We start from the raw sequence: 20,625 nt of genomic DNA on the forward strand, positions 1-20,625 counted from the left end.
TAACGGCGGATTTGAAATCAATTAGAGAAACTTCCCTGCAACCGCTCGGCGCGAAACTCCAGGGTTTGCGGGCGATAGCTGGGACGCAACGGCGGCAACGGCAGGCAGTCTTGCCAGTCGGCGCCAGGTTGCAATTCGCCGGGGCCGCGATAGCGCGGTGAACTGTAGACGTTCTCGGCCAGGTTGATGGTGTCGCCAGGCGCGTAGGCCGCTATTCGCCAGTGCAGCTCGGTCAACGGCACGTCGTTGCCATTTTTCAGGCTCAACGACAGCGGACGATCAGCAGGGCAGCGCTCAGGCGCATAGGCAATGCGCACATCCAGGCGCGCCAATTGTCGCGTTTCGCGGTTCTCCTGCCAGAGCACCCACGCCGCGACCAGTCCCAGCCCGATGAACGCCGCCAGAGACACTGGCAAGGCCTTGGCCGGGTAGCGCAGCAGCAGGATGAGCCAAGTGATGACCAGCAAAACGCCGATGAGCATGGTTGAAGCCTCCGTGACCTTCGCCACATCCTACCGAAGGGGGCGGGCCGTGGGTATTGCTCCGTCGTTGACCGTGCGTCGCCACTGTCACATCTGACAGTAGGCAGCCCGCTGGACTGTCGGCTAGATGGCTTGGACACCATGTCGCTACGATGGGACGTCTTATAAATGGGTTTGGATCATGGAACACCGACACTGACAGCCGTCGACGCGCGCGGTTTGCCGGTGCGTTCGGTCGGCTATTGCCGCAACGTCGAGCATGGCCCCGCGCAGCGGCGCATCAACCGCAGCCGCTTCGATATGGCCGGACGCGCGGTGAAACAGTGGGATCCGCGCTTGTGGGCTTTGCAACGGACGGATGAGACGGCGCCGGCCAATCTTTCGGCGATCTATTCGCTGTCCGGCGCCACGCTGCATACGGACGGCGTCGACGCGGGCATACAGACCGGTCTGCCCGGTCTTGCCGATGAAGGCTTGTTGGGCTGGGACGGGCGAGGGACGCAGCGTGAGATTTTATATGACAACCTGCTGCGTCCCGTGGCGGTGTTCGAGCAAGGCACCAGCCAGCCACGTCGCTGCACCGAGCGCATGACCCACGGATACCCCGGCCAGGGCGATCAGAACCACAATCAGCATGGGCAATTGATTCGTCACGACGACCCGGCGGGTACGCTGGTGCTCGCGTCGTTTGCCTTGGCGGGGCAGAACCTTGTCCAGGATCGTCGTTTCATTCTCGATGCCGCGCCAGCTGACTGGCCGGAGTCGGAAGCCGATCGCGAGCTCTTGCTTGAACCTGGCGACGGCGCCGTTTCGACGTGGCGCGTTGGCCCGCTGGGTGATGCGCTGGAGCAGGTCGATGCCAGGGGAAATCGACAACGGCAAAGCCTGACGCTCGATGGCCGGATGTCTGGCAGTCAATTGCAGTTGGCGGGGCAGGGCGAGTGGCAGTCGTTGGTGAACGACATTCGCTACGACGCCTTTGGGCAGATCGAACAGGAAACGGCCGGCAATGGCCTAAGGACCACGCTCATCTACAGCCCCGAAGACGGGCGGTTGATAGAGCGTCAAGCCGTGCGCGCGGGCGATGTTCTGCAACATTTGCTTTACGCCTACGACCCCATGGGCAACGTATTGAGCATCGAGGACAAAAAACAGCCGATCCGCTATTTTGCCAATCAGCGCATCGAGCCAGTCAGCCGTTTTGCCTACGACAGTCTCTACCAACTGATCGAAGCCACCGGCTGGGAGGCGGGCGCCGCCAACCAGGGGCCCGACTCCGTGGGGCGCAACGACCCAGCGGCGGTGAGCAATTACCGGCAGACCTACCGCTACGACGAGGCCGGTAATTTATTGGAACTGACCCACGTCGGTGCCCAAAGCCATGGTCGGGAAATCAAAGCGGCTCGCTACAGCAATCGCTGCCTGCCTTACCGCAATGGCGTGCCGCCCACGGAACAAGAAATCGCCGCCGCGTTCGATGTGCGGGGCAATTGCCTGGAATTGGACGCGGGCCGGTTCCTGGCGTGGGACCTGCGTAACCAGTTGAGTTCGGTCACGCCCATTGAACGCGCCTCGGGGCTCAACGATAGCGAGGCCTATATCTATGACGGCGGCGGGCAACGGGTGCGCAAGCTGCGGACCCTGCAAACCGGCGCTCGCACGCTGGCCGCCGAAGTACGTTATTTGCCGGGGCTGGAACTGCGCGCAAACAGCGGCACGGGCGAGGCGCTGCAGGTAATCGTCGCTCAGGGTGGGCTCAGCGATGTTCGGGTCCTACATTGGGAAAGCGCATCGCCGACCGGCGAGAAGGACTGCTATCGATACAGCGTTGCCGATCACCTGGGCTCGGTCGGCCTGGAACTGGCCCAGGACGGGCGGATTATCAGCCGGGAGCACTTCTACTCCTTCGGCGAGACCGCGTACTTGGCGGGGGCTGACGGGGTCGGTGTCAGTTACAAGACAGCTCGTTATTCGGGAAAAGAACGGGATGCGACGGGGTTCTACTACTACGGCTATCGCTACTACATGCCTGGCTTGCAGCGCTGGCTCAATCCAGACCCCGCGGGAAATGTCGATGGGCTGAACCTGTACGCGATGGTGAGCAATAACCCACTTACTTTTCGGGACGCCGACGGGCATAACAAGACTGGAAAGTACGAAATTGAAATGGGCGTGAAAAATCGGCTCAAGCTCATAGCGGCAGCGCTTACGAGCCGTGTTAGCGTGTTTAAGCAAACCACGGGAAAGTACAGTGAAGTGAACGACTTCAAAGTGGTGGAGGTCGGTGCATTCAATGACTATCTGGTGGGAGGAGATGAGGTCAAACAGAATCTTCAACGCTACAAGCAACGCTATAAAACCCTCTCCAGCGAAACATTGCAGTCGAAGGTCGTTGGGCAGCCTTCAAACTTCGGTCTGGGGGCAAGCATTTCCGGTTATATGTTGCGCAGTGCCAATGAGGTATTTGTGGACGAGTCGATCAATCCGGACGCCTTGAACGGACACCCTGACTTCGTCGTTGAGCGGCGCTTTTTCGCAGTCATGAAAAAATCCGACAAATTGAAATCGCATGAGGAGCGGCACATTTATGGTCTGGCCGAACTGAACATGCTTACCTCCAAGGGAAAAACGGAAGTGGATGTTGTGCAAGTGGTCGTTCATCCTGAAACCCAGGGTGACGGGACGTTGGAAAAAGAGGCGCTGGTAGGGGCCACCTCAGTGGTGCAAATGCCGATTCTGAAGGGAGTGGGTACATTCTTGACGGTGAACGCAATCAACGCGATTTCGAAGGGAGCGGATATCAGAAAAATCAGAACGGAAGCTGTCAATCCGCGCTCGGCCAGGATTGCCGAAAAGTTTGATGCCAAGAGAGTGGTCAATCAATAAAAAGCCCCCACCCAACCCGCTGCGGATAGGGGACGCAGTGGGCTGGATGGGGGCTTCTTGTTCTGCTGGTCGTTACTGCGCGATGGTCTTCACCGACACGCCGCGTTCGATCGGGGTGGAGCGGCCGTAGATGTCTTCGAAACGCTCGATGTCATCTTCACCCAGGTAGCTGCCGGACTGCACTTCGATGATTTCCAGCGGGATCTTGCCCGGATTGCGCAGACGGTGCACCGACGCGATCGGGATGTAGGTCGACTGGTTTTCGCAGAGCAGGAACACGTTCTCGTCGCAGGTCACTTCGGCGGTGCCGCTGACCACGATCCAGTGTTCGGCGCGGTGGTGGTGCATTTGCAGCGACAGGCACGCGCCCGGCTTGACCGAGATGTGCTTGACCTGGAAACGACCGCCCATGTCCACCGAGTCATAGGAGCCCCACGGACGATAGACCTCGCAGTGGTTCTGGGTTTCGCTGCGGCCTTGGGCGTTGAGGGTGTTGACCAGTTGCTTGACGCCTTGGACCTTGTCCTTGTGGGCGATCATCATGGCGTCCTTGGTTTCGACCACGACGATGTTGTCCAGGCCGATCACCGACACCAGTTTGCCGTTGCCATGGATCATGCAATTGCGGCTGTCCTGGATCACGACGTCGCCCTTGGTGACGTTGCCGTTGGTGTCTTTTGCGTTGACTTCCCACAGCGACGCCCAGCAACCGACATCGCTCCAGCCGGCCGACAGCGGCACCACGCAGGCGCGCTGGGTTTTTTCCATGACGGCGTAGTCGATGGAGTTATCCGGGCAGCAGGCGAAGGTGGCTTCGTCAAAGGTGATGGTGTCGGCCGTCTGCTCACTGCGCTCCAGGGTCAGCAGGCAGGTGTCGTAGATGTCCGGATCGTGCTTTTTCAGCTCTTCGAGGAAACGGCTGGCGCGGAACAGGAACATGCCGCTGTTCCAGAAGTAACCGCCGGCTTCGACGAATTCAGTGGCGCGCTTGACGTCGGGTTTTTCGACGAAGTGCGAGACGCGGCTGACGCCTTCAGGCAGCAGCGCATCGTTGGTCGACTTGATGTAGCCGTAGCCGGTTTCCGGCTTGGTCGCCGGTACGCCGAACAGGACCATTTCGCCACGCTCGGCGGCCACGGTGGCCAGGGCCAAAGCACGTTGCAGGGCTTTCTGGTCTTCCACCACGTGGTCGGCCGGCAGCACCAACATCAGCTCGTCGCGGCCTTCGTTGACCAGCATCATCGCAGTCAGGGCCACGGCCGGCGCGGTGTTGCGCCCGAACGGTTCCATCAGGATGCGCTGGGCTTCCAGGTTGCGAGCGGACAGTTGCTCGTTGACGATGAAGCGGTGGTCTTTGTTGCAGACCACGATCGGCGTGTCCATGCCTTCGAACACCAGGCGTTCGAGGGTCTGTTGGAACAGGGTGTGCTCGCCGGTCAGGGCCAGGAACTGTTTAGGGAATTGCTTGCGCGAAAGCGGCCAAAGACGTGAGCCGCTACCACCTGACAAGATCACCGGAATCATGTGTGTTACTCCTACAAAATCGAAATGGTTTTAGAGCTACTGCGTTCTGTCGTTTCACTCTCTTGTTGTTGTTCCAGGAGGGCAGCGGCAAGTTTCAAGCTTCAAGCTACAAGTCAAAGCTTGCCGCTTGAAGCTTAAAGCTCGCCGCTGCTCTTATCGGGTGGAAGCCGGACGCTTGACCCACACTGGCGACAGGCTGCTGCCCGAGCCGGTCACGTAGAGCACGGCTGCTTCGCCGCGTTCCAGGGCAACTGGCTTGAGGTCGCCGACTTTCTTGTCGCCTTCGAACAGGGCCAGGCTTACTTTCACCGGGTTGATTTCACGTTCGCCACGGCCCTTGGCCGCTACGTTCGGAACCACTTCGGTCTTGCCGTCAGCGGTCTTGAGGGTCAACGCCTTGTCGGTGAGGTTCTGGACGCGTACCAGAGATTTCTGCTTGTTCTTGAACGGTGGTTCTTCGATCAGTTGTGGCTGGCCGGTGGCGTTGTTGACCAGGGTGTAATAGTGATCGGAAGCCAGTTTAACCGGAACGGTCTGGCTGCCCACCTTGGCGCTGTAGTCGCCGCCAGGCATGAAGCTGAAGTCGCTGCTGGCCAACGGGGCCACGTCGCTGATGTTGGTGCTGCCGACGGTGGCGCTGACTTCGGCGTTGCTGGCGTTGTAGATGCGCACGAAGCTCGAGCCTTTTGGCGCGACCGGGCCGTACAGGGCCGAGTCACCGGCGAAGGCTGAGAAGGACAGGGCACTCATGCTGGCGACCAGGGCAACGGCCTTGAAGGAGCGAGCAGCGAGACGGCGAGGAGTAGTGTTGAAAGTCATGGTGGACCTCTCTTTCAGTTTTGCGCCCGGTCGGGCGTCTCGGATTGTGTGTTAGCAGCTACGTTCTGTTGGCGGGCACCGGCTTGCTTGAGCTCGGCGACCCACTGCGGATCGGCGTCGCCGATCTCGTTGTTCACTGGCAAATAACGTTCTGGAAACTCCCAGATCAGCACTTGTGGCGGGCTGTTCTTGAAGGCGTCGCTCTTGAGGTAGCTGAGCATCGGCAGAATCGGGCCATGGCCGTCTTCGGCGTAGTTCACGACGTCGCTGTGCAGGGCTTGCTTGAGTGCACCGACGAAGTTCCAGGTTGGGTTGGCGCTGTAGCTGGTACCGATCAGGGCCACGGGCACCTGGGCATCGGCAAACAACGCGTCATCGCTGGCCGGCTGGTCGTCGGCTTCGCGAGTGTTGCGTTTGACCAGCGGCTCCTGGGCTGGCATCAGGTTTTCAAACAGCGGGTCCAGCGGCAGGAACTGACGCAGGTCGCCCTTGTGGATGATCTTTTCAGCAGGCTCGGTGACGAAACGCTGTGGCTCGCCGTTAAGAGGAGTACGTTCGGCAATCGCCTTGGCCAGATGTTCCGCAGCGATTTGCGCGCCTTCCGGCGTCCAGTGGGTGTCGGTGCGCAGGAACACTTGCTGGCCGCTTTGCTTGGCCTGTTGCATCGGGCCGAGCAGGTCCGGGGCGAGGATTTTGTCTGCCGCGACACGGGCGTGGAAATCCTGGTACAGGTTGGCGTGAATGCTCGAAGGCTTCACTTCACCCAGGTATTCCGGGTACAGCCGCGCCTTGGCCGGGACGATCGCCATGACCAGGGTGATGCCCTGTTCCTTGAGTTTCTGGCGCACGCCTTCGACCAGTGCGTAGTTGTCCTGCAGGTTCTGTTCTTCGTTGACGATCGGGTTGAACTCTTCGTCGCTGTACAGCCACTGATCGCGGCCCAGGACCACGCCTTTGCGGCCTTCGTTGAACAGCTTGTAGTCCAGCGCAGCCCAGATGTTGGTGCCCAGGCGCTTGATCGGGAACTCTTCGTCGTAGTGCGTTTCCACGGCCTTGGCCCAGCGCCCGTTGAGCACGGTCGCGTCGGGGTTGGTGCTGAAGCCGAGGAAGCTGCGCATCGACCAAATACCCAAGGCTGTCAGGATCAGCATAAACAGCGCGACGTAGAAGATGCGTAATGAGCGGGTCATGTTCAGATCCCTCAGAACTGGAAGTAAAGGAACGGCGAGAAGCTTTGCGCCGACAGTTTGAGAATCGAGGCGATGAACAGCACCAACACCAGGGTGCGCATCACGTAGCGCGACCAGTCCACGGTCCAGTAGGCCGGTTGCACCTGGGCTTCGACGCCGACGGTGTAGCCTGGTTCATGGATGGTCGACGGGTTGTCGCCCGGTACGGCTTTGATCAGCCCCGGTTGCGCGGTGGCAGGACCGTTGGCTTCGGTGCTCTGTTCAGGCTTGGCCTTGACCGGCGGACGGTTGGTGTAGAAGTCGCGCAGGCCGAAGAAGGCGAGGGTGATGTAGGCCACCGCCAACGTAGCGATCTGCAGGCCGGTGAGGTTGGCGCGGGTCAGTTCCGACAGCGACCAGTCGCCAAAGCTGAACATGGCGCTGTACATGCGACCGGCCACGTGCAGGTTTTCGGCACGGAAGATCACCCAGCCCATCACCACCAGCAGGAACGTCAGTGCCCAGCGGATCGGGTTGATGCTGCGTGGGTTGGTGTCGATACCCACCGCTTTCTCGATGGCCAGCCACATGCCGTGCCAGGCACCCCAGATCACGTAGGTGATGTTCGCGCCGTGCCACAGACCACCGAGGAGCATGGTCAGGAACAGGTTGCGATAGGTCATCAACGTGCCTTTGCGGTTACCGCCAAGGGTGATGTAGAGGTAATCGCGCAGCCAGGTCGACAGGCTGATGTGCCAGCGACGCCAGAACTCGGTGATTGACTGGCTGATGTACGGCTGCTTGAAGTTTTCCATGAAGCGGAAACCCATCATCAAGCCCAGGCCGATCGCCATGTCGCTGTAGCCGGAGAAGTCGAAGTACAACTGCGCGGTGTACGCCAGGGCGCCGAGCCAGGCATCGCCGGTGGTCGGGTTTTGCAGGGCAAAGCAATGGTCGGCCACCACCGCCAGGGTGTCGGCGATGAACACTTTCTTGATGAAGCCCTGCATGAAGCGCGTGCAGCCTTCGGAGAACTTGTCCAGCGTGTGGGTGCGGTTGTTGAACTGGTCGGCCAGATCACGGAAACGCAGCACGGGGCCGGCAATCAGGTGCGGGAAGATCGCTACGAATGCCGCGAAGTCGATCAGGTTGCGGGTGGCCGGGGTATCACCACGATAGACGTCGATGATGTAGCTGATGGACTCGAAAATGTAGAACGAGATACCGATCGGCAGCAGCACGTGAGTCAGGATGAATGGGTTGAGCCCGAAGCCGGAGATGATTGCGTTAAGGCTGTCCACGCCAAAGTTGGCGTACTTGAAGTAGCCCAGGATGGCCAAGTCGACGCCCACGCCGAGCAGCAGCCAACGCTGGGCTGGTTTGGTGCGCACACCGGCGGCGCCGACTTTCAGGCCGATCCAGTAGTTCCACAGGGTGACGCCTGCGAACAGGGCCAGGAAGTCCACCCGCCACCAGGCATAGAACACATAGCTGGCGATGAGCAGCAGCAGGTTGCGATAGCGTTGCCCGCTCAAGTAATACAGGCCGAGAAAGATCGGCAAGAATAGGAACAGGAACACATTGGATGAAAATACCATCCCGATCTCTCCATGTTGAATCAACAGTCAAGGGCCAGAGCCCCCCCAAACCCCCCCATTGAAACCGGGGGGGTCATTGCATTTCGAACACTTACTTACCCGTGGCGAGCATCAGCTTCCTTTCTCGCCTTTTTCCCGCGAAGGGTCATACACCCGGGTCAAGTCGCCGCCGAGTCGAAAGGTCTTGAACGGCTGCATTTCATGCTTGCGTTCCAGCACGTCTTCGGAGCAGGTGTAGAGGCTGCAGAACGGTTCGAGCCAGGCAAATTTCGAATCGATCTTCAGGTCTTTCATGTCCTGCTCTTCGCCATTCTTCTCTTCGAAGATATCCGGGTCCTCGACGCCGGCCAGCACGCGGTCACCCAAGCGCTTGAGGGCACCGTTGTTTTCCTGGCGCAGGTCCACGCCATTGACCTGGGCGAAACTGGCGATCATCGCCAGTGGCGGCAGGGCATAGTTGTGGTAGGACAGGGCCCGTTGCTTGCGCTTGAGCTCATTGGGCAAGAAGCCTTCGGCGTCGACCTGGTTGACGCCTACCTTGTATTCCTTGACGGCCCAGTCGAACAGGTCGCGACGGTTGGTCGCCACGGAGGTGGCCATTACCGACCAGGCGGCCCAGTACGAGTGGTTGTTGGTTTTTTCCAACGGCAGGTTGTCCCAGTCGCTGACGACTTGGTCGGCCATTTTGCTGAACCAGCCTTCGATCAATTGCGCTTGCTCTTGACGGTTGGCCAGCGGACGCGACTCGGAGAACTTCAGGCGCACGTAGGCCGAAGCCATGCTGCCCAAGGCCCATTTGCGCATGGACTTGCCGGTGTGGTTGAAGTCCTTGGACATCAACGCATCGGCCTGGGCCCAGGCGGTCAGCCAATTCAGCGTGCATTCCAGTTGCTCGGGGCGACCGTCGCGCATGAACTGCATGACTTGCTTGCTGATGCCGCGCTCGATCTTGGTGATGTCGGCGGTGCTGTCACGGAAAGCTTTTTCCGATTGCACGTTCAGTGTCGAGCGAGCCTTGTCGGAGCCCTCGTACTTGCTGCGAAACTGCAGCGAGCCGGTATACGGCGTCGGCACGGCATCGCAACTTTGGCCGCCATTACCTTCCTTGACCTTTTCGATCGGTGCGAAGTAGCCCTGCGGCGGACGCAGCGGGGCCGAGGCCTGCGTGGCCCCGGCGAACATCGCCAAGGCCAGCAGCGACGGCGCCAGCAGCGTTTTCAGCGTTCGGGTGCGCATGGTTCTAGTCATGAGACGAGACCTCATTGTCCGATTTGAGCCGTTTGTTGCTCGGCTTGCGAAGATGCGTTGCGTTTGCAGACTTTCGCTTCGACTTGCAGCGGCTCTTTACCGGCTTCAGGACCCTGGACTTCGAGAGCCAGCAGGTTTTGCGAAGCCCAGTCTTCGTCGGTGCGCAATTGGAAGGCGAAACGTCCGTCGGTTTCGGAGGTGTTCGGTTTTTCGATCTTGATGTCCTCGTGGCGCCCATTCATGTACCAGAGGGTGGCTTGCAAGGTTTTCACCGACGTGTCGGCGAAGCGGATGTCGATCTGGTGGCTGCCGTTACGCAGGTCCATATTCTTGCTGTTGACCATCAATTCGTTTTTGCCCGGCTTGAGCTTGGCCTTGCTGCTCATCAGCGCCGGCTTGCCTTCGCAACCGTTGTTGTCCAGCAACGCCATCATCTGGCGGTAGATGGTTTCCTGGTCGAGGCGATACAGCGGCGAGAATTCCCAGATGAGGATTTTCGGCGGGTTCTTCTGGAACTCTTCGCTGCCCAGGTACTGGATCATCGCGCCCTCGAAACCGCCGCCTGGGAAGGCCACGTTGAGGATGTCGGCGCCGATGGATTCCTGCAGGAAACCGGCGAAGTTGTAGTTCTTGCCGCTGTGGCTGGTGCCCACCAGGGTGATCTGCGGATCGCCGGAGTCGCCGAACAGGTCTCCGTCGCCAGCCTCGCCCTTGGGCTCGGTGGTGAACTGGTCCATGTACTGGATCGCGTAGCTGGTGCCGCACAGCTGCCCGGCCATGTTGTGCAGGGTGCCGGTCTTGCCCATGCGGCCGGACTTCTTGGTCTCGAATTCCTGCTTGGGAATGTCGGCGAAGGCCGGGAGCTGCTTGATCTTCTCGGCGACGATTTTTGCCGTGCGCTGGGCGCCGTAGGGCGTCCAGTGCTGATCGCCACGGAAGTAAAAGTCGTGGGCGGGCAGGGTTTCGGGCAAGTTTTCATTGGTCAGCGGCGACAGGTCTGGCACCACATAACCCATCTGGGCAAAGCGGCCAAGCATGGTCTTGTAGTTAGCCAAGGCCTTGTCGAAGTTGAAGCTGGCCTTTTCCTGCGGGTTGAGTTTGTTGCGGTTCACCAGGCCCCGGGTCGGCTGGTAGACGAGTACCAGTTCAACGCCTTTTTTCTTGAAGGCATCGTGCAGCTGTTGCATGCGTTTGTAGCCGGCCGGCGTGGTGTTGAATTCGGTGCGCAGGTCTTCCTGGGTACGGAACAGCCAGTCGCCCTGGGCTTGTACCAGCGTGGTGAAGTTCTGCTGGTAGCGCGTGGTGTAGTTCTTCGCGTCATGGGCGGCAGGGCAGAGATTGCAGCACGGTTCAGCGGTAAAGGCCGGTGCCTTGACTTCATCGGCGCGCGCGCCGCTTGCGGCGGCGAGAATGCCGGCAGTCAGGGCGGACAGGCCCAGGAGTTTGATCATCTGTGGGTTCATAAAGGTCATTCCTCAGTCCCGCATTTCGGTCTGGCGTTCGACAGGGTCGATCAGCACGGCTTTCTGCTGGCGCACCAGCAGGTCGAGAATTTCATCCTGGCGCTCGCCCAGGATCCCCGTGAAGCTGATGCCGCTGGATTTGGTCGGCGCGAGCATGGACACGCGGTACAGCTCAACACTCAACGGCGAGTCGATGGACAACGGACCGCTGCCGTTGCCGGCCAGTTCGCCACCGACCACGATCAACGACACTTCGGCGTCGAACGGGTCGAGCTTGATGTCTCGGTCGGTATCGGACAGGTCCTTGATGTGGCCATAGAGACCGGTCAAGCCGTTGGCCATGGACAGGTTTTCGTAGAGGCGAATGTTCACGCTGTTACGAATCCGGATGCCGTGGCGGCGGTTGCTGATCACTTTGTTGCCCCACAGCAGGTTGTCACCACTTTCGTACAGTGTGATGCCGTCGGTGTGGTTCTTGTAGATCTCGTTGTAGGCGATCAGGTTGTTCACGCTGTTACGGTCGATCACCACGCCGGAGAGTTTGTTGTCGTAGCTGCGGTTATTGAAAATGAAGCTGTCGTTCACCTCACGGGAAATAATGATCCCGTGCTTTTTCTTGGTCCCGTAGACGGTGTTGTCGGCGATGATCAGCCGATGGGAACGGTCGTGGGGGTCGATGCCGTAGACGATGTTGTCTTTGTACGTGCTGCCTTTGATCACAAAGTCGCTGGTCTCGTAGCAGTAGAAGCCGTACCACATGTCCGAGAACTCGGAACCGATGATCCAGCCGGTCGGCTCCGGGCGCTTGAGGACCTTGGCCATGTTCGGCGTGTACTGGGAAATACTCACCCCGTACGACTTACTGTTGGCATAGCCGAAACTGGCCATCTTGGTGTTGACGATGTAGGTCTCGGTGCCGCCCCAGGACAGCAGGAACGGCCGGAATTCGTTGGCCGAGCGGAACGTGGCGGGACCGTTGTCCTTTTCACGCCAGCCGGTGACCTTGGTGTCGCGGATGAACATGTGGCCATCGTTGACCAGGAACGAGCCGCCCTCTTGGGACAGGCGCAATTCCTGGGTCTGTTTGTCGATTTCGAGGATGCCTTTCTGGCCGACCACGATCGGGATCTTCGCCAGGTAGACGCCTGGAGAAGTTTCGATGATGTACTTGGGCACCTTTTTAGCCAGGTCCTTGAGATTCATATAACCGTCGTCAAGGAAGATGGCCTGTGGGATGCCGTGCTGACGCACCACCCACTCGGCCATCTTGTTGTCGCCGCCGATGAAGTCCTTCAAGGCGTTTTCCTGCATCATCCGCCGCACGCTGACCTTGCCGGGCTTGCTGCGCACGATCTTTGCGGCGACCGCTTCGGCGGTGTAGCCGGAGAGGTCGGGCAGGGTCGGGGCGGCCAGCTCCAGCGGTTCGGTTGGCGCGCTGCTGACGGTGTAGGTCTTGGCTTGTTGCAGTTCCTTGACCACGTTGCCCGGTTTGACCACCGGTTCAACGTTGGCGAACGCCGACGAGCCGGCCAGCAGCATCGCTGCGGCCAACAGGCTGATCGAACCTTTCATCGCCTGGCTGTTCCTGAGGTAGCGGTTCATATCGGGCACTCCCATGGCCGTTCGCATCAGAAGCGCCAGATCACGTCGACAAAGGCGCGATGCATGTACGAATCGACCTCTTTGCCGTAGGCGTCGCCTGGCTTGAATACGCCGCCACGAAAGCGCACCAGCGCCGACGGCTCATCAATGGATTGACTCAGCGCGGCCGGCAGCAGGCCTTGCTTGAAGTATTTGGTGACGACCAGATCGACTTCCTGGCCCAAGTCCTTGTTGCCATCACGCAACGGCAGGGACGAGGTGGACAGGATGGCGCCGGTCACGTCATCGGTGTTGTTTTCCACGGCATTGATGCCGTTACTGCCCACCGGTTTGTTGCCGTCCACGCGCCAAAACTTGTGGTACACCAGGCTTGCGTCGTATTCGTCGCGCAGCTGCCAGGAACCGAACAGGCTGGCACTCTGGGTGTTGGCCATTTCGCCTCGGAAGGCTTCGCCGAAACGGTGGACCCGCGAGCGAGTACCGGTGAAGTTCGACCGGTTGCTTTGCAGGCCGTTCTGTTCGTAGTCCTCGCTGGCACGGGCATAGGCCGCGCCGACTTGCCATTGCGGGTCGAGGCGCAGGCGGATGCCCAGGTCAGTGGCCCAGCCGTCGACGTCATCACTGCGCTTGAGTTGCGCAGGGCGAGTGCCGTCGGCGTTGAGCGGGTTGACCGTGTCGCGATCGCCGGTCATGCCGGTGAGGCTTGCCCAGTAATTGACAGTGTTGGTGTTGCGCCAGTTGTAGGCGTCGCTGTTGGCTTCCAGGCCGAGCCAGGTCAAGTCGCCGTTCTGGGTCTTGTCCAGGGTGTCGGTGGCTTCGCCCGGGGTCGGGTAATCGAGGCTGCCGCTGTCATGGGAATGGTGGGCACGGATACCCGCCCACTGGCCAGGCATCCACTGATAGCCGACGTCACCGTAGACGTGCATGCGATCCTTGTCCTGGGGCGACAGCTCCTTGAGGTCGGTGCGGTATTCGCTGAACCGCTCGGCGACGCCCAGGTTGGCGCGCAGCAGCGTGGTGTCGAAGGTCCAGTTCAGCGCTTCGATGTTGGTGTCGCGCCATTGGCCGTCGTCGTTGCGCAGGCGCTGGCGACCGAATTTCAGTTGCTCGCCCGGATAAGGGGTCAGGCCCCGGTAGCCAATCCAGAATTCGCGCATGGCCAGGTAGTTTTTCTTGGCCTCGCGGTCGCCGCTGTCGGTTTGCTGGGTCGCGTCGTCCGACTGCTGCAGGGTGTCGGTCTCGATGATGTCGGTGGATGCCACGGCCTGGGCCATGGCGTAGGCGCTCCAGGCGCCGCTTTCCCCATAGACCCATGGACGCAGGTCCAGGCCGACGCCGTTGACGTCGCCACCGCGTTGGGTGCCGAGGTCGCGGTCATCTTCGGACTGGCCGGTGATCTTCACTTCCAGGCCAAAATTCTTGCTGTCGGTCAGGGCCGCCAGGGTTGGGCAGGACCACAGCAGGGCAAACGACAGGCCAATACCGGCCTGCACAAAAGGATTGAGCTTCAAAAGCTTCATAGAGGTTCCTCGCCGTCATCTTCTTTTAGGGCTTGCAGTTCCAGCGTATCGGGGCTCATTGCGCCGCGAATGGCCTGCTCTTGTTGTAGCAGGCGTTGCGCTTGTGCAAGTTGTTCCGGCGGTAATTGTGCTTCGAGGGTCTGGGCAAGCTCGATGGCCTGCGGGGTGTTTTGCGCCTTGGCCAACTGGCTGAACACATAAGCGTTGACCGGGTTGGGCTTGGTGCCCTTGCCCTGGGAAAACAACTGGGCAATGGCATAGTCCGCACTGTTCTGACCGTTGCGGGCGGCCTTGAGCAGGTGGTCCAGGGCTTTTTGCGAGTACACCTGGCCCAGGTAGCCGCGACGATAGATCTGGCCGAGGTAGTAGTCGGCGGACACTTCACGGCCAGCGGCTTTCTGGAAATGTGCCTCGGCGGCTTTGGCGTCAGCCGGCACCCACTTGCCTTCGTAGTACAGCTTGCCCAGCAGCACTTCGGCACGCGGCTGGTCGGCGGCACGGCCGTTTTCCAGGTACTGCATCATCTTGTCGACATCACCCAGCTCGGGGAAGTCGTAAAGCAGTTGCGCCAGGCTGACCCAGGCAGCGGGATAGCCGGGCGCGATGCCTTCGAGCAGCGACTGGGCGGTTTTCTCGTCGGTCTTGCCCAGGCTCGAATCGGCCAGGACACGAGCGACGCTGTCCACACGCTGGGCAGAAACCACACCGCGAGCGTGACCGGCCTGCATCTGCTTGATCAGTTCAGCCTGCTGTTCCGGCTGGCCGCGTTTCTGATAGACCGTGGCCAGTTCGACGTAGCAGATGTCGGTGGTCGCCAATGCGGCCTTACAGACGCTTTCCACTTCATCCAGGTGCTGGTCGTAAGTGCCCTGGGTGCGATAGAGCAGGATCTGCGCCAGGCCCGCTTCCGGATAACCGGCGCTGCGCCATTGGCTGATCTGCTGCTGGGCGTTGACGTTCGGGAAGCTGTGAGGGTATTGCAGGTACAGCATCGCCAGGGGGATCAGGGTGTTGCCTTCACCGTTGGCGAAGGCCTTTTTCAGCAAACCTTCGGCTTCATGTTTTTCCGCTTCGGTGGAACCGGGCTTGGCCACCAGCAGGCGACCCAGGCGAGCCTGGGCCCGTGGCGAGATGTCGGCAGCGGCGCGGTAGGTCGCCTCGGCCTTTCTCATCTGCTCGGGGTCGCGGCTGTCCACCTGGATATCGGCCAGGCCCACCTGGGCTTCGCTGTAGCCCAGGTCTGCCAACTGCTGATAGTTTTGCTGCGCCAATGCCGTGTCGCCGCGCTTGAGGGCTTCGTTGGCCAGGCGTTGGTCGGGCAGGCCGGCACAACCGGCCAGGCTCACGGCCAATGCCAAGGCACACAGGGTTCCCACTTGGGAACGCGCTTGCGGCATCTCATCCTGACCGCGTTGATCCTTTCGCGAGCATGCTCGCTCCCACAGGCTCTGTGGGGTGTTAAGGATTTTTATAATGGTCACGGGCATATCCTCGACTTAAAGACCAACGGCCATGGCTTTGTCGATCAGCCAGTTCAGGTTCGGGCCACGGTCGCTGACGACTTCCACCGGACGGCCGGCCAGCGCGCTGTCCAAGGCTTCGTCAGGCTGGATCAGCACACGGATATCGGAAGACAGGTCGGCGCTTTTCAGGCTGGTGCTGCTGACGATCTTGCCGGTGCGGGTGGCGTCTTCGCCGGCCACTTGGAAGCTGACCGGGGTGCCTGGACGCACGTCGCCGAACTGGCGATAGGAGAAGCGTGCTTCGACATTGGCTTCGGCGCCGCGAGGGACCAGTTGGAAGATCACGTCACCCTTGCTGGCGTACTGGCCGTTGGAAACCATTTGCTGAGCCACGATGCAATCGCATGGCGAGGTCAGGGTGCCGGTCATTTGCTTGCCGAACAGTTCCTCGACCTTGGCCGGCTGCAATTGGTTGTCGTCCAGGTGACCCTTGAGCACGTCGAGCATGCTGGTGCTGAAAGTCGCCAGCGGGGCGCCCTTGGCCGCCAAGCCGTCAGCCTTGACCAGGCTTTGCACGGTGCCGTCGCGCGGCATGGTAATCGCCATGCCCGGTACGTTGACGATGCCGGCCTGGGCGTGGCTGACGAAGTACATGCCATATACCGACTTGAAGATGAAACCGAACGCCGCCAGGCCGACGATGAAAATCCCCAGGCTGAAGGTCACGGCGCGCAGGCGACCGAAGGCGCTCATGCCGCCGTTTTCATCTTTCTGCTTGCGAGCCTTGGTGAAGTTGTCGCGCTGCAGCGTCGCCAGCACGTCGCCGACGCCGACGATGTCGCCGGCCAGGTGCGAGGTGATGATGTGGCGCAGCGTCGAGATGTCCCGCGGCTCCAGGTTCTGGAACTGGCAACCGGCGCGGCCGGTCTGGCGGTCGTAGGAGCGGATCTGCAATTCGACGTCCATGGCCAGGCCAAGGTTGTCGATCACGAACTGCAAGCGAGCCTTGTAGGTCTCGCCAACCTTGAGCGGCAACTGACCGGCGTTGAAGCACAGCCCACCGGCGGACAGGTCCAGGACCTTGACTTCCATGGGCGTACGGTCAGGGCCGAAGAAGCGCAACTTGGCCGGGATTTTGACCCGGGCGTGTTGGCGTTGGGCTTCGGATTCATGCACTACGTTGACATTCACGGCGGTGTTCATAGGGGCGATTTCCTAGTTAATTCATTCAAGTCCGGTCAGACCATCGTCAGCAGCACGGCGACAAAGATGCTGCCGGCGGAGAAGGTCATGGTCCGAGACGACCAAGTGTTGAACCAACGTTGAAAGCTGGCGAGATCACGGGTCAGGTGGGTGGGCTGGCGAGTCCAGGATTGTTGATCGAGGCGGAAGAACACGTAGATCTTCACCAGCGCGCCGACGATCTGGTTGTAATAGAGAATCGCCGGGTAGGCCGGGCCGATCCGGTGTCCGGAGCACGACAGCAACAGGGTCAACAGCAACCGTGTGATGCCGATCCACAGCAGGTACACCAGGATGAACGCGGTGCCGTACTTGAAGCTGGCGATGATCGCCACGGTCAAGCCCAGCAGCGAGGTCCACATCGATACGCGCTGATCAAACAGCACTACCGAGGTGAACAGGCCCAGACGTTTCATGCCCAGGCCCAATGCCCGGGAGTTCTGCCGCAGGTTGTTGCCGTACCAGCGGAACATCAACTTGCGGCTCGCCTTGATGAAGCTTTTTTCCGGCGGGTGCTCGACGGTGTTGATCGCCGCATCCGGCACATAGAAGGTGTCGTAGCCCAGGCGCATCAGGCTGAACCAGCTCGATTTGTCGTCGCCGGTGAGGAACTTGAAGCGGCCCAGGCGCCAGTGTTGCAGCGAGTCGCTTTCCACGTCGGCAATGAAGTCCGGGTTGGTAACCACGGTGGCGCGGAACACCGACATACGCCCGGTCATGGTCAGCACGCGCTTGGACAGGGCCATGGAGCACATGTTGATGTGACGCTGGGCGAAGCGCAGCTTGTGCCACTCGCTCATGATGTAGCCGCCGCGCACTTCGCAGAATTCGTTAGTGGTCAGGCCACCGACGTTGCCGAACAGCTGGAACCACGGCACGGTCTTGCGTACCACGCCTTCGGCGAGCACGGTGTCGCCATCGATCACGGCGACCACGGCGCGGTCGTCCGGCAAGTGGCGGGAGATTGCACGGAAACCGTAGGCGAGGCCGTCACGCTTGCCAGTGCCGGGGATGCGCACGAAGTCCAGCTTGACCCGCTCTGGCGGATTCATGCGGGCCCAGAGGCTCTTGACCAGCAATTCGTCGGACATCTCGACGATGGAGCAGACCAGCGTGGTCGGCAGCCCGCAGTCGATGGCTTCGCGAATCACCGAGCCGTAGACCTGGGCGGTGGTCAGTGCGTCGATCCGAAAGCTGGTGACCATCAGGTACACGTGGGACGGATCCGCCGCCTTGCCCAGCTTGCGTACCTTGCGGCGCAAGTGTGGGTAGACGATGTACAGGAAGATCATGCCGCGCACGAAATGCGTTGCTCCCATGGAGTAACGCCAAATGCCCACGGCGCCGATCAGGAAAATGAAATCCTTCGATTCGGCGTCGAACGTGGACGTGGGCAACGCCGTGGCGATGCCCATCAATAAACTCAAGTAAAACAGCCAACCGGCGGCCTGAAGCAGGCCGTGCTTTAGCCTGTGCATAATCGGGATCCTAAAGTCAGAGGCAAGCTGCAAGGGGCAAGCTCCAAGCTGCAAGCTCAAGCAAACGGGCTTTGAGCTTGAGGCTTGCAGCTTGAAGCTTGCGGCTGCTTTACCAGCAAATACCTTCGGTCCGGCCACTCGGGGAGGTGGCCTTGGACATGAAACCAACCAGGTCGATGACCTGCTTGCCTTCCGGTACGTTCTCGGTCAGCGCGCGGAACTTCTCGTCGCGGTTACCGAGGATGATGATGTCGGAGCTGTCGATCACCGCGTCGAAGTCGGAATTGAGCAAGGACGAGACGTGAGGAATCTTCGACTCGATGTAATCCTTGTTCGCACCGTGCACGCGTGCGTATTCGACGTTGCTGTCGTAGATCTTCAGGTCGAAACCCTTGCCGATCAGCATTTCCGCCAGTTCTACCAGTGGGCTTTCACGCAGGTCGTCGGTGCCGGCCTTGAAGCTCAGGCCCAGCAGGGCGACTTTGCGCTTGTCGTGGCTGGAGACGATGTCGAAGGCGTTCTGCACCTGGGATTCGTTGCTGCGCATCAGCGAGTTGAGCAGCGGCGCTTCCACGTCCAAGGAGCTTGCGCGGTAGGTCAGGGCACGCACGTCTTTTGGCAGGCACGAGCCGCCGAAAGCGAAGCCGGGGCGCATGTAGTACTGGGACAGGTTCAGGGCCTTGTCCTGGCAGACCACGTCCATCACGACACGACCATCGACGCCGACGGCCTTGGCGATGTTGCCGATCTCGTTGGCGAAGGTCACCTTGGTGGCGTGCCAGACGTTGCAGGTGTACTTGATCATCTCGGCAACGGCGATGTCCTTGCGGATGATCGGTGCGTCGAGTTCTTCGTACAGCGATTGCAGGACGTCGCCGGAGGCGGTGTCGAATTCGCCGATGACAGTCATTGGCGGCTGGTCGTAGTCCTTGATCGCGGTGCTTTCACGCAGGAACTCAGGGTTGACCGCAACGCCGAAATCGACGCCGGCTTTCTTGCCGGAGCAGTCTTCGAGGATGGGGATGACCACATTAGCCACGGTGCCTGGCAGCACGGTGCTGCGAACCACGATGGTGTGGCGGGTAGTCTTGTCACGCAGGACGAAACCAATCTCGCGGCACACTGCTTCGATGTAGTTGAGTTCCAGGTCGCCGTTCTTTTTGCTTGGCGTACCGACACAAATCATCGACAGGTCAGTATCGCGAATGGCTTCGGCGAAGTTGGTGGTACCGCGCAGGCGACCTGTTTGAATGCCTTGCGCCAACAGCTCGCCAAGACCCGGTTCAACGATCGGAGATTTACCGGCGTTGATCATGTCGATTTTGTCTTTGGCGACATCTACGCCAACTACATCATGGCCCCGTGCAGACAGGCAACCGGCACATACTGCACCGACGTAACCCAAACCAAATATGCTAATGCGCATCGCATTTACCTCTGTTTTCACGCCATTAAATGGCCGGAGTTAATAGTGTTCAGCGGTCATCGAGCACTCGGAAGTGTGGAATGCAGGCGCCACAATGCCGTGTGCAGGCATACTAAGTTCCGAGTGTCTAAATAATTGCACTCAAGTTGTGCGCAAAGCGGCCTAGTTGTTATGACCTGCCCTGTTATGCAGCCAGTCCTCGTTGTCGGGACGTCCGTGCAAAAGGTCGTTGACCTCCGATTTCTGGCAAAAAGCCCACAAAATCAGAAGCTTGTGTGCTCGGGGGAGCACGTTAATAGGGGCACAGCCTTGGCCTTGTAGGGGATAGTAATGGTGCGTTATCTCCCGTCCCTTAAGTGTGGATCCAATTAGACGACCGTTTCGCGAAGTTGTCGTGACAACTCGGTTACTTTGGACGACGTGCTACGTAAGTTATCTCGTACACGCTCGGCGAGAATCGTTACGGGTGGTATGAGCCGTGCAATTTCACATAGTTCCGATCCGCTCATCGCCATTTTCGAAATTTTTCGAAATATTTGCCTAGATGGCACTGCCCTCATACTGATAGCACTGATGGTTTGGCCCTTTAGTTACGGGCGTTTAAAGGGGGTCGATAGTTATGTGCCACTACGGATCAAAAATTTTTGTGCCACTACGGAAAAATCTGACATTTGTCGAGTGAAACAAAAGTTAGCGCAGGGGGTG

The 20,625-nt window shown here is 59.9% G+C and carries 14 protein-coding genes; 1 reads left to right on the forward strand and 13 read right to left on the reverse strand.

The window, feature by feature from the left end:
• Positions 1 to 17 precede the first annotated feature (17 nt).
• A complete protein-coding gene (locus tag J3P95_RS05645; protein ID WP_434561373.1) occupies positions 18 to 482 on the reverse strand; it encodes a multidrug transporter in 465 nt (154 codons plus the stop codon).
• A gap of 168 nt (positions 483 to 650) precedes the next feature.
• On the opposite strand from J3P95_RS05645, the gene J3P95_RS05650 reads away from it, so the two are divergent.
• Positions 651 to 3,368, forward strand: a complete 2,718-nt coding sequence (locus J3P95_RS05650) for an RHS repeat domain-containing protein (RefSeq protein ID WP_434578363.1) — start codon at positions 651 to 653, stop codon at positions 3,366 to 3,368.
• A 72-nt stretch (positions 3,369 to 3,440) separates the two neighbouring features.
• Here J3P95_RS05650 and J3P95_RS05655 read toward each other — a convergent pair whose 3' ends face one another.
• The 12 genes from J3P95_RS05655 to J3P95_RS05710 form a co-directional block, all read right to left on the reverse strand.
• Positions 3,441 to 4,892, reverse strand: a complete 1,452-nt coding sequence (locus tag J3P95_RS05655) for a mannose-1-phosphate guanylyltransferase/mannose-6-phosphate isomerase (RefSeq protein WP_186610970.1) — start codon at positions 4,890 to 4,892, stop codon at positions 3,441 to 3,443.
• A gap of 153 nt (positions 4,893 to 5,045) precedes the next feature.
• Entirely contained in the window at positions 5,046 to 5,711 is a 666-nt protein-coding gene (locus J3P95_RS05660) for an alginate O-acetyltransferase AlgF (RefSeq protein WP_434561379.1), read from the reverse strand.
• Between the two features lie 14 nt (positions 5,712 to 5,725).
• Complete coding sequence (locus J3P95_RS05665) at positions 5,726 to 6,901, reverse strand: alginate O-acetyltransferase (RefSeq protein WP_434578362.1); 1,176 nt, start codon at positions 6,899 to 6,901, stop codon at positions 5,726 to 5,728.
• 11 nt (positions 6,902 to 6,912) lie between these two features.
• On the reverse strand, positions 6,913 to 8,478 hold the full coding sequence (locus J3P95_RS05670; protein WP_186638388.1) for an MBOAT family O-acyltransferase: 1,566 nt from the start codon (positions 8,476 to 8,478) through the stop codon (positions 6,913 to 6,915).
• Between the two features lie 111 nt (positions 8,479 to 8,589).
• Entirely contained in the window at positions 8,590 to 9,726 is a 1,137-nt protein-coding gene (locus tag J3P95_RS05675; protein WP_434561383.1) for a mannuronate-specific alginate lyase, read from the reverse strand.
• Between the two features lie 11 nt (positions 9,727 to 9,737).
• Positions 9,738 to 11,189 (reverse strand): alginate O-acetyltransferase, encoded by a 1,452-nt coding sequence (locus J3P95_RS05680; RefSeq protein ID WP_434561385.1) that lies wholly within the window; start codon positions 11,187 to 11,189, stop codon positions 9,738 to 9,740.
• 12 nt (positions 11,190 to 11,201) lie between these two features.
• Positions 11,202 to 12,791 (reverse strand): mannuronan 5-epimerase AlgG, encoded by a 1,590-nt coding sequence (gene algG / locus J3P95_RS05685; RefSeq protein WP_434561387.1) that lies wholly within the window; start codon positions 12,789 to 12,791, stop codon positions 11,202 to 11,204.
• A gap of 26 nt (positions 12,792 to 12,817) precedes the next feature.
• Positions 12,818 to 14,302 carry an alginate export family protein gene (locus tag J3P95_RS05690; RefSeq protein WP_434563720.1) on the reverse strand — a complete coding sequence of 495 codons (1,485 nt, stop codon included), beginning with the start codon at positions 14,300 to 14,302 and terminating at the stop codon, positions 12,818 to 12,820.
• 5 nt (positions 14,303 to 14,307) lie between these two features.
• On the reverse strand, positions 14,308 to 15,792 hold the full coding sequence (gene algK / locus J3P95_RS05695; protein ID WP_434561389.1) for an alginate biosynthesis TPR repeat lipoprotein AlgK: 1,485 nt from the start codon (positions 15,790 to 15,792) through the stop codon (positions 14,308 to 14,310).
• Positions 15,793 to 15,807: 15 nt separating this feature from the next.
• Complete coding sequence (locus J3P95_RS05700) at positions 15,808 to 16,977, reverse strand: HlyD family efflux transporter periplasmic adaptor subunit (RefSeq protein WP_434561391.1); 1,170 nt, start codon at positions 16,975 to 16,977, stop codon at positions 15,808 to 15,810.
• Between the two features lie 35 nt (positions 16,978 to 17,012).
• Entirely contained in the window at positions 17,013 to 18,494 is a 1,482-nt protein-coding gene (gene alg8 / locus J3P95_RS05705) for a mannuronan synthase (protein ID WP_434561393.1), read from the reverse strand.
• 109 nt (positions 18,495 to 18,603) lie between these two features.
• On the reverse strand, positions 18,604 to 19,920 hold the full coding sequence (locus J3P95_RS05710) for a nucleotide sugar dehydrogenase (RefSeq protein WP_186610962.1): 1,317 nt from the start codon (positions 19,918 to 19,920) through the stop codon (positions 18,604 to 18,606).
• Positions 19,921 to 20,625 lie beyond the last annotated feature (705 nt).

Source organism: Pseudomonas sp. Z5-35 (genome assembly GCF_051131945.1).
GTDB lineage: Bacteria > Pseudomonadota > Gammaproteobacteria > Pseudomonadales > Pseudomonadaceae > Aquipseudomonas > Aquipseudomonas marvdashtae.

What these genes read in the sequence shown, in the direction of transcription:
- J3P95_RS05660 (WP_434561379.1), bottom strand. Translation starts at nt 5,711, where the DNA reads ATGACTTTCAACACTACTCCTCGCCGTCTCGCTGCTCGCTCCTTCAAG.
- J3P95_RS05670 (WP_186638388.1), bottom strand. Translation starts at nt 8,478, where the DNA reads ATGGTATTTTCATCCAATGTGTTCCTGTTCCTATTCTTGCCGATCTTT.
- algG (WP_434561387.1), bottom strand. Translation starts at nt 12,791, where the DNA reads ATGAACCGCTACCTCAGGAACAGCCAGGCGATGAAAGGTTCGATCAGC.
- J3P95_RS05645 (WP_434561373.1), bottom strand. Translation starts at nt 482, where the DNA reads ATGCTCATCGGCGTTTTGCTGGTCATCACTTGGCTCATCCTGCTGCTG.
- J3P95_RS05710 (WP_186610962.1), bottom strand. Translation starts at nt 19,920, where the DNA reads ATGCGCATTAGCATATTTGGTTTGGGTTACGTCGGTGCAGTATGTGCC.
- alg8 (WP_434561393.1), bottom strand. Translation starts at nt 18,494, where the DNA reads ATGCACAGGCTAAAGCACGGCCTGCTTCAGGCCGCCGGTTGGCTGTTT.
- J3P95_RS05680 (WP_434561385.1), bottom strand. Translation starts at nt 11,189, where the DNA reads ATGAACCCACAGATGATCAAACTCCTGGGCCTGTCCGCCCTGACTGCC.
- J3P95_RS05665 (WP_434578362.1), bottom strand. Translation starts at nt 6,901, where the DNA reads ATGACCCGCTCATTACGCATCTTCTACGTCGCGCTGTTTATGCTGATC.
- J3P95_RS05650 (WP_434578363.1), top strand. Translation starts at nt 651, where the DNA reads ATGGGTTTGGATCATGGAACACCGACACTGACAGCCGTCGACGCGCGC.
- J3P95_RS05675 (WP_434561383.1), bottom strand. Translation starts at nt 9,726, where the DNA reads ATGACTAGAACCATGCGCACCCGAACGCTGAAAACGCTGCTGGCGCCG.
- J3P95_RS05655 (WP_186610970.1), bottom strand. Translation starts at nt 4,892, where the DNA reads ATGATTCCGGTGATCTTGTCAGGTGGTAGCGGCTCACGTCTTTGGCCG.
- J3P95_RS05700 (WP_434561391.1), bottom strand. Translation starts at nt 16,977, where the DNA reads ATGAACACCGCCGTGAATGTCAACGTAGTGCATGAATCCGAAGCCCAA.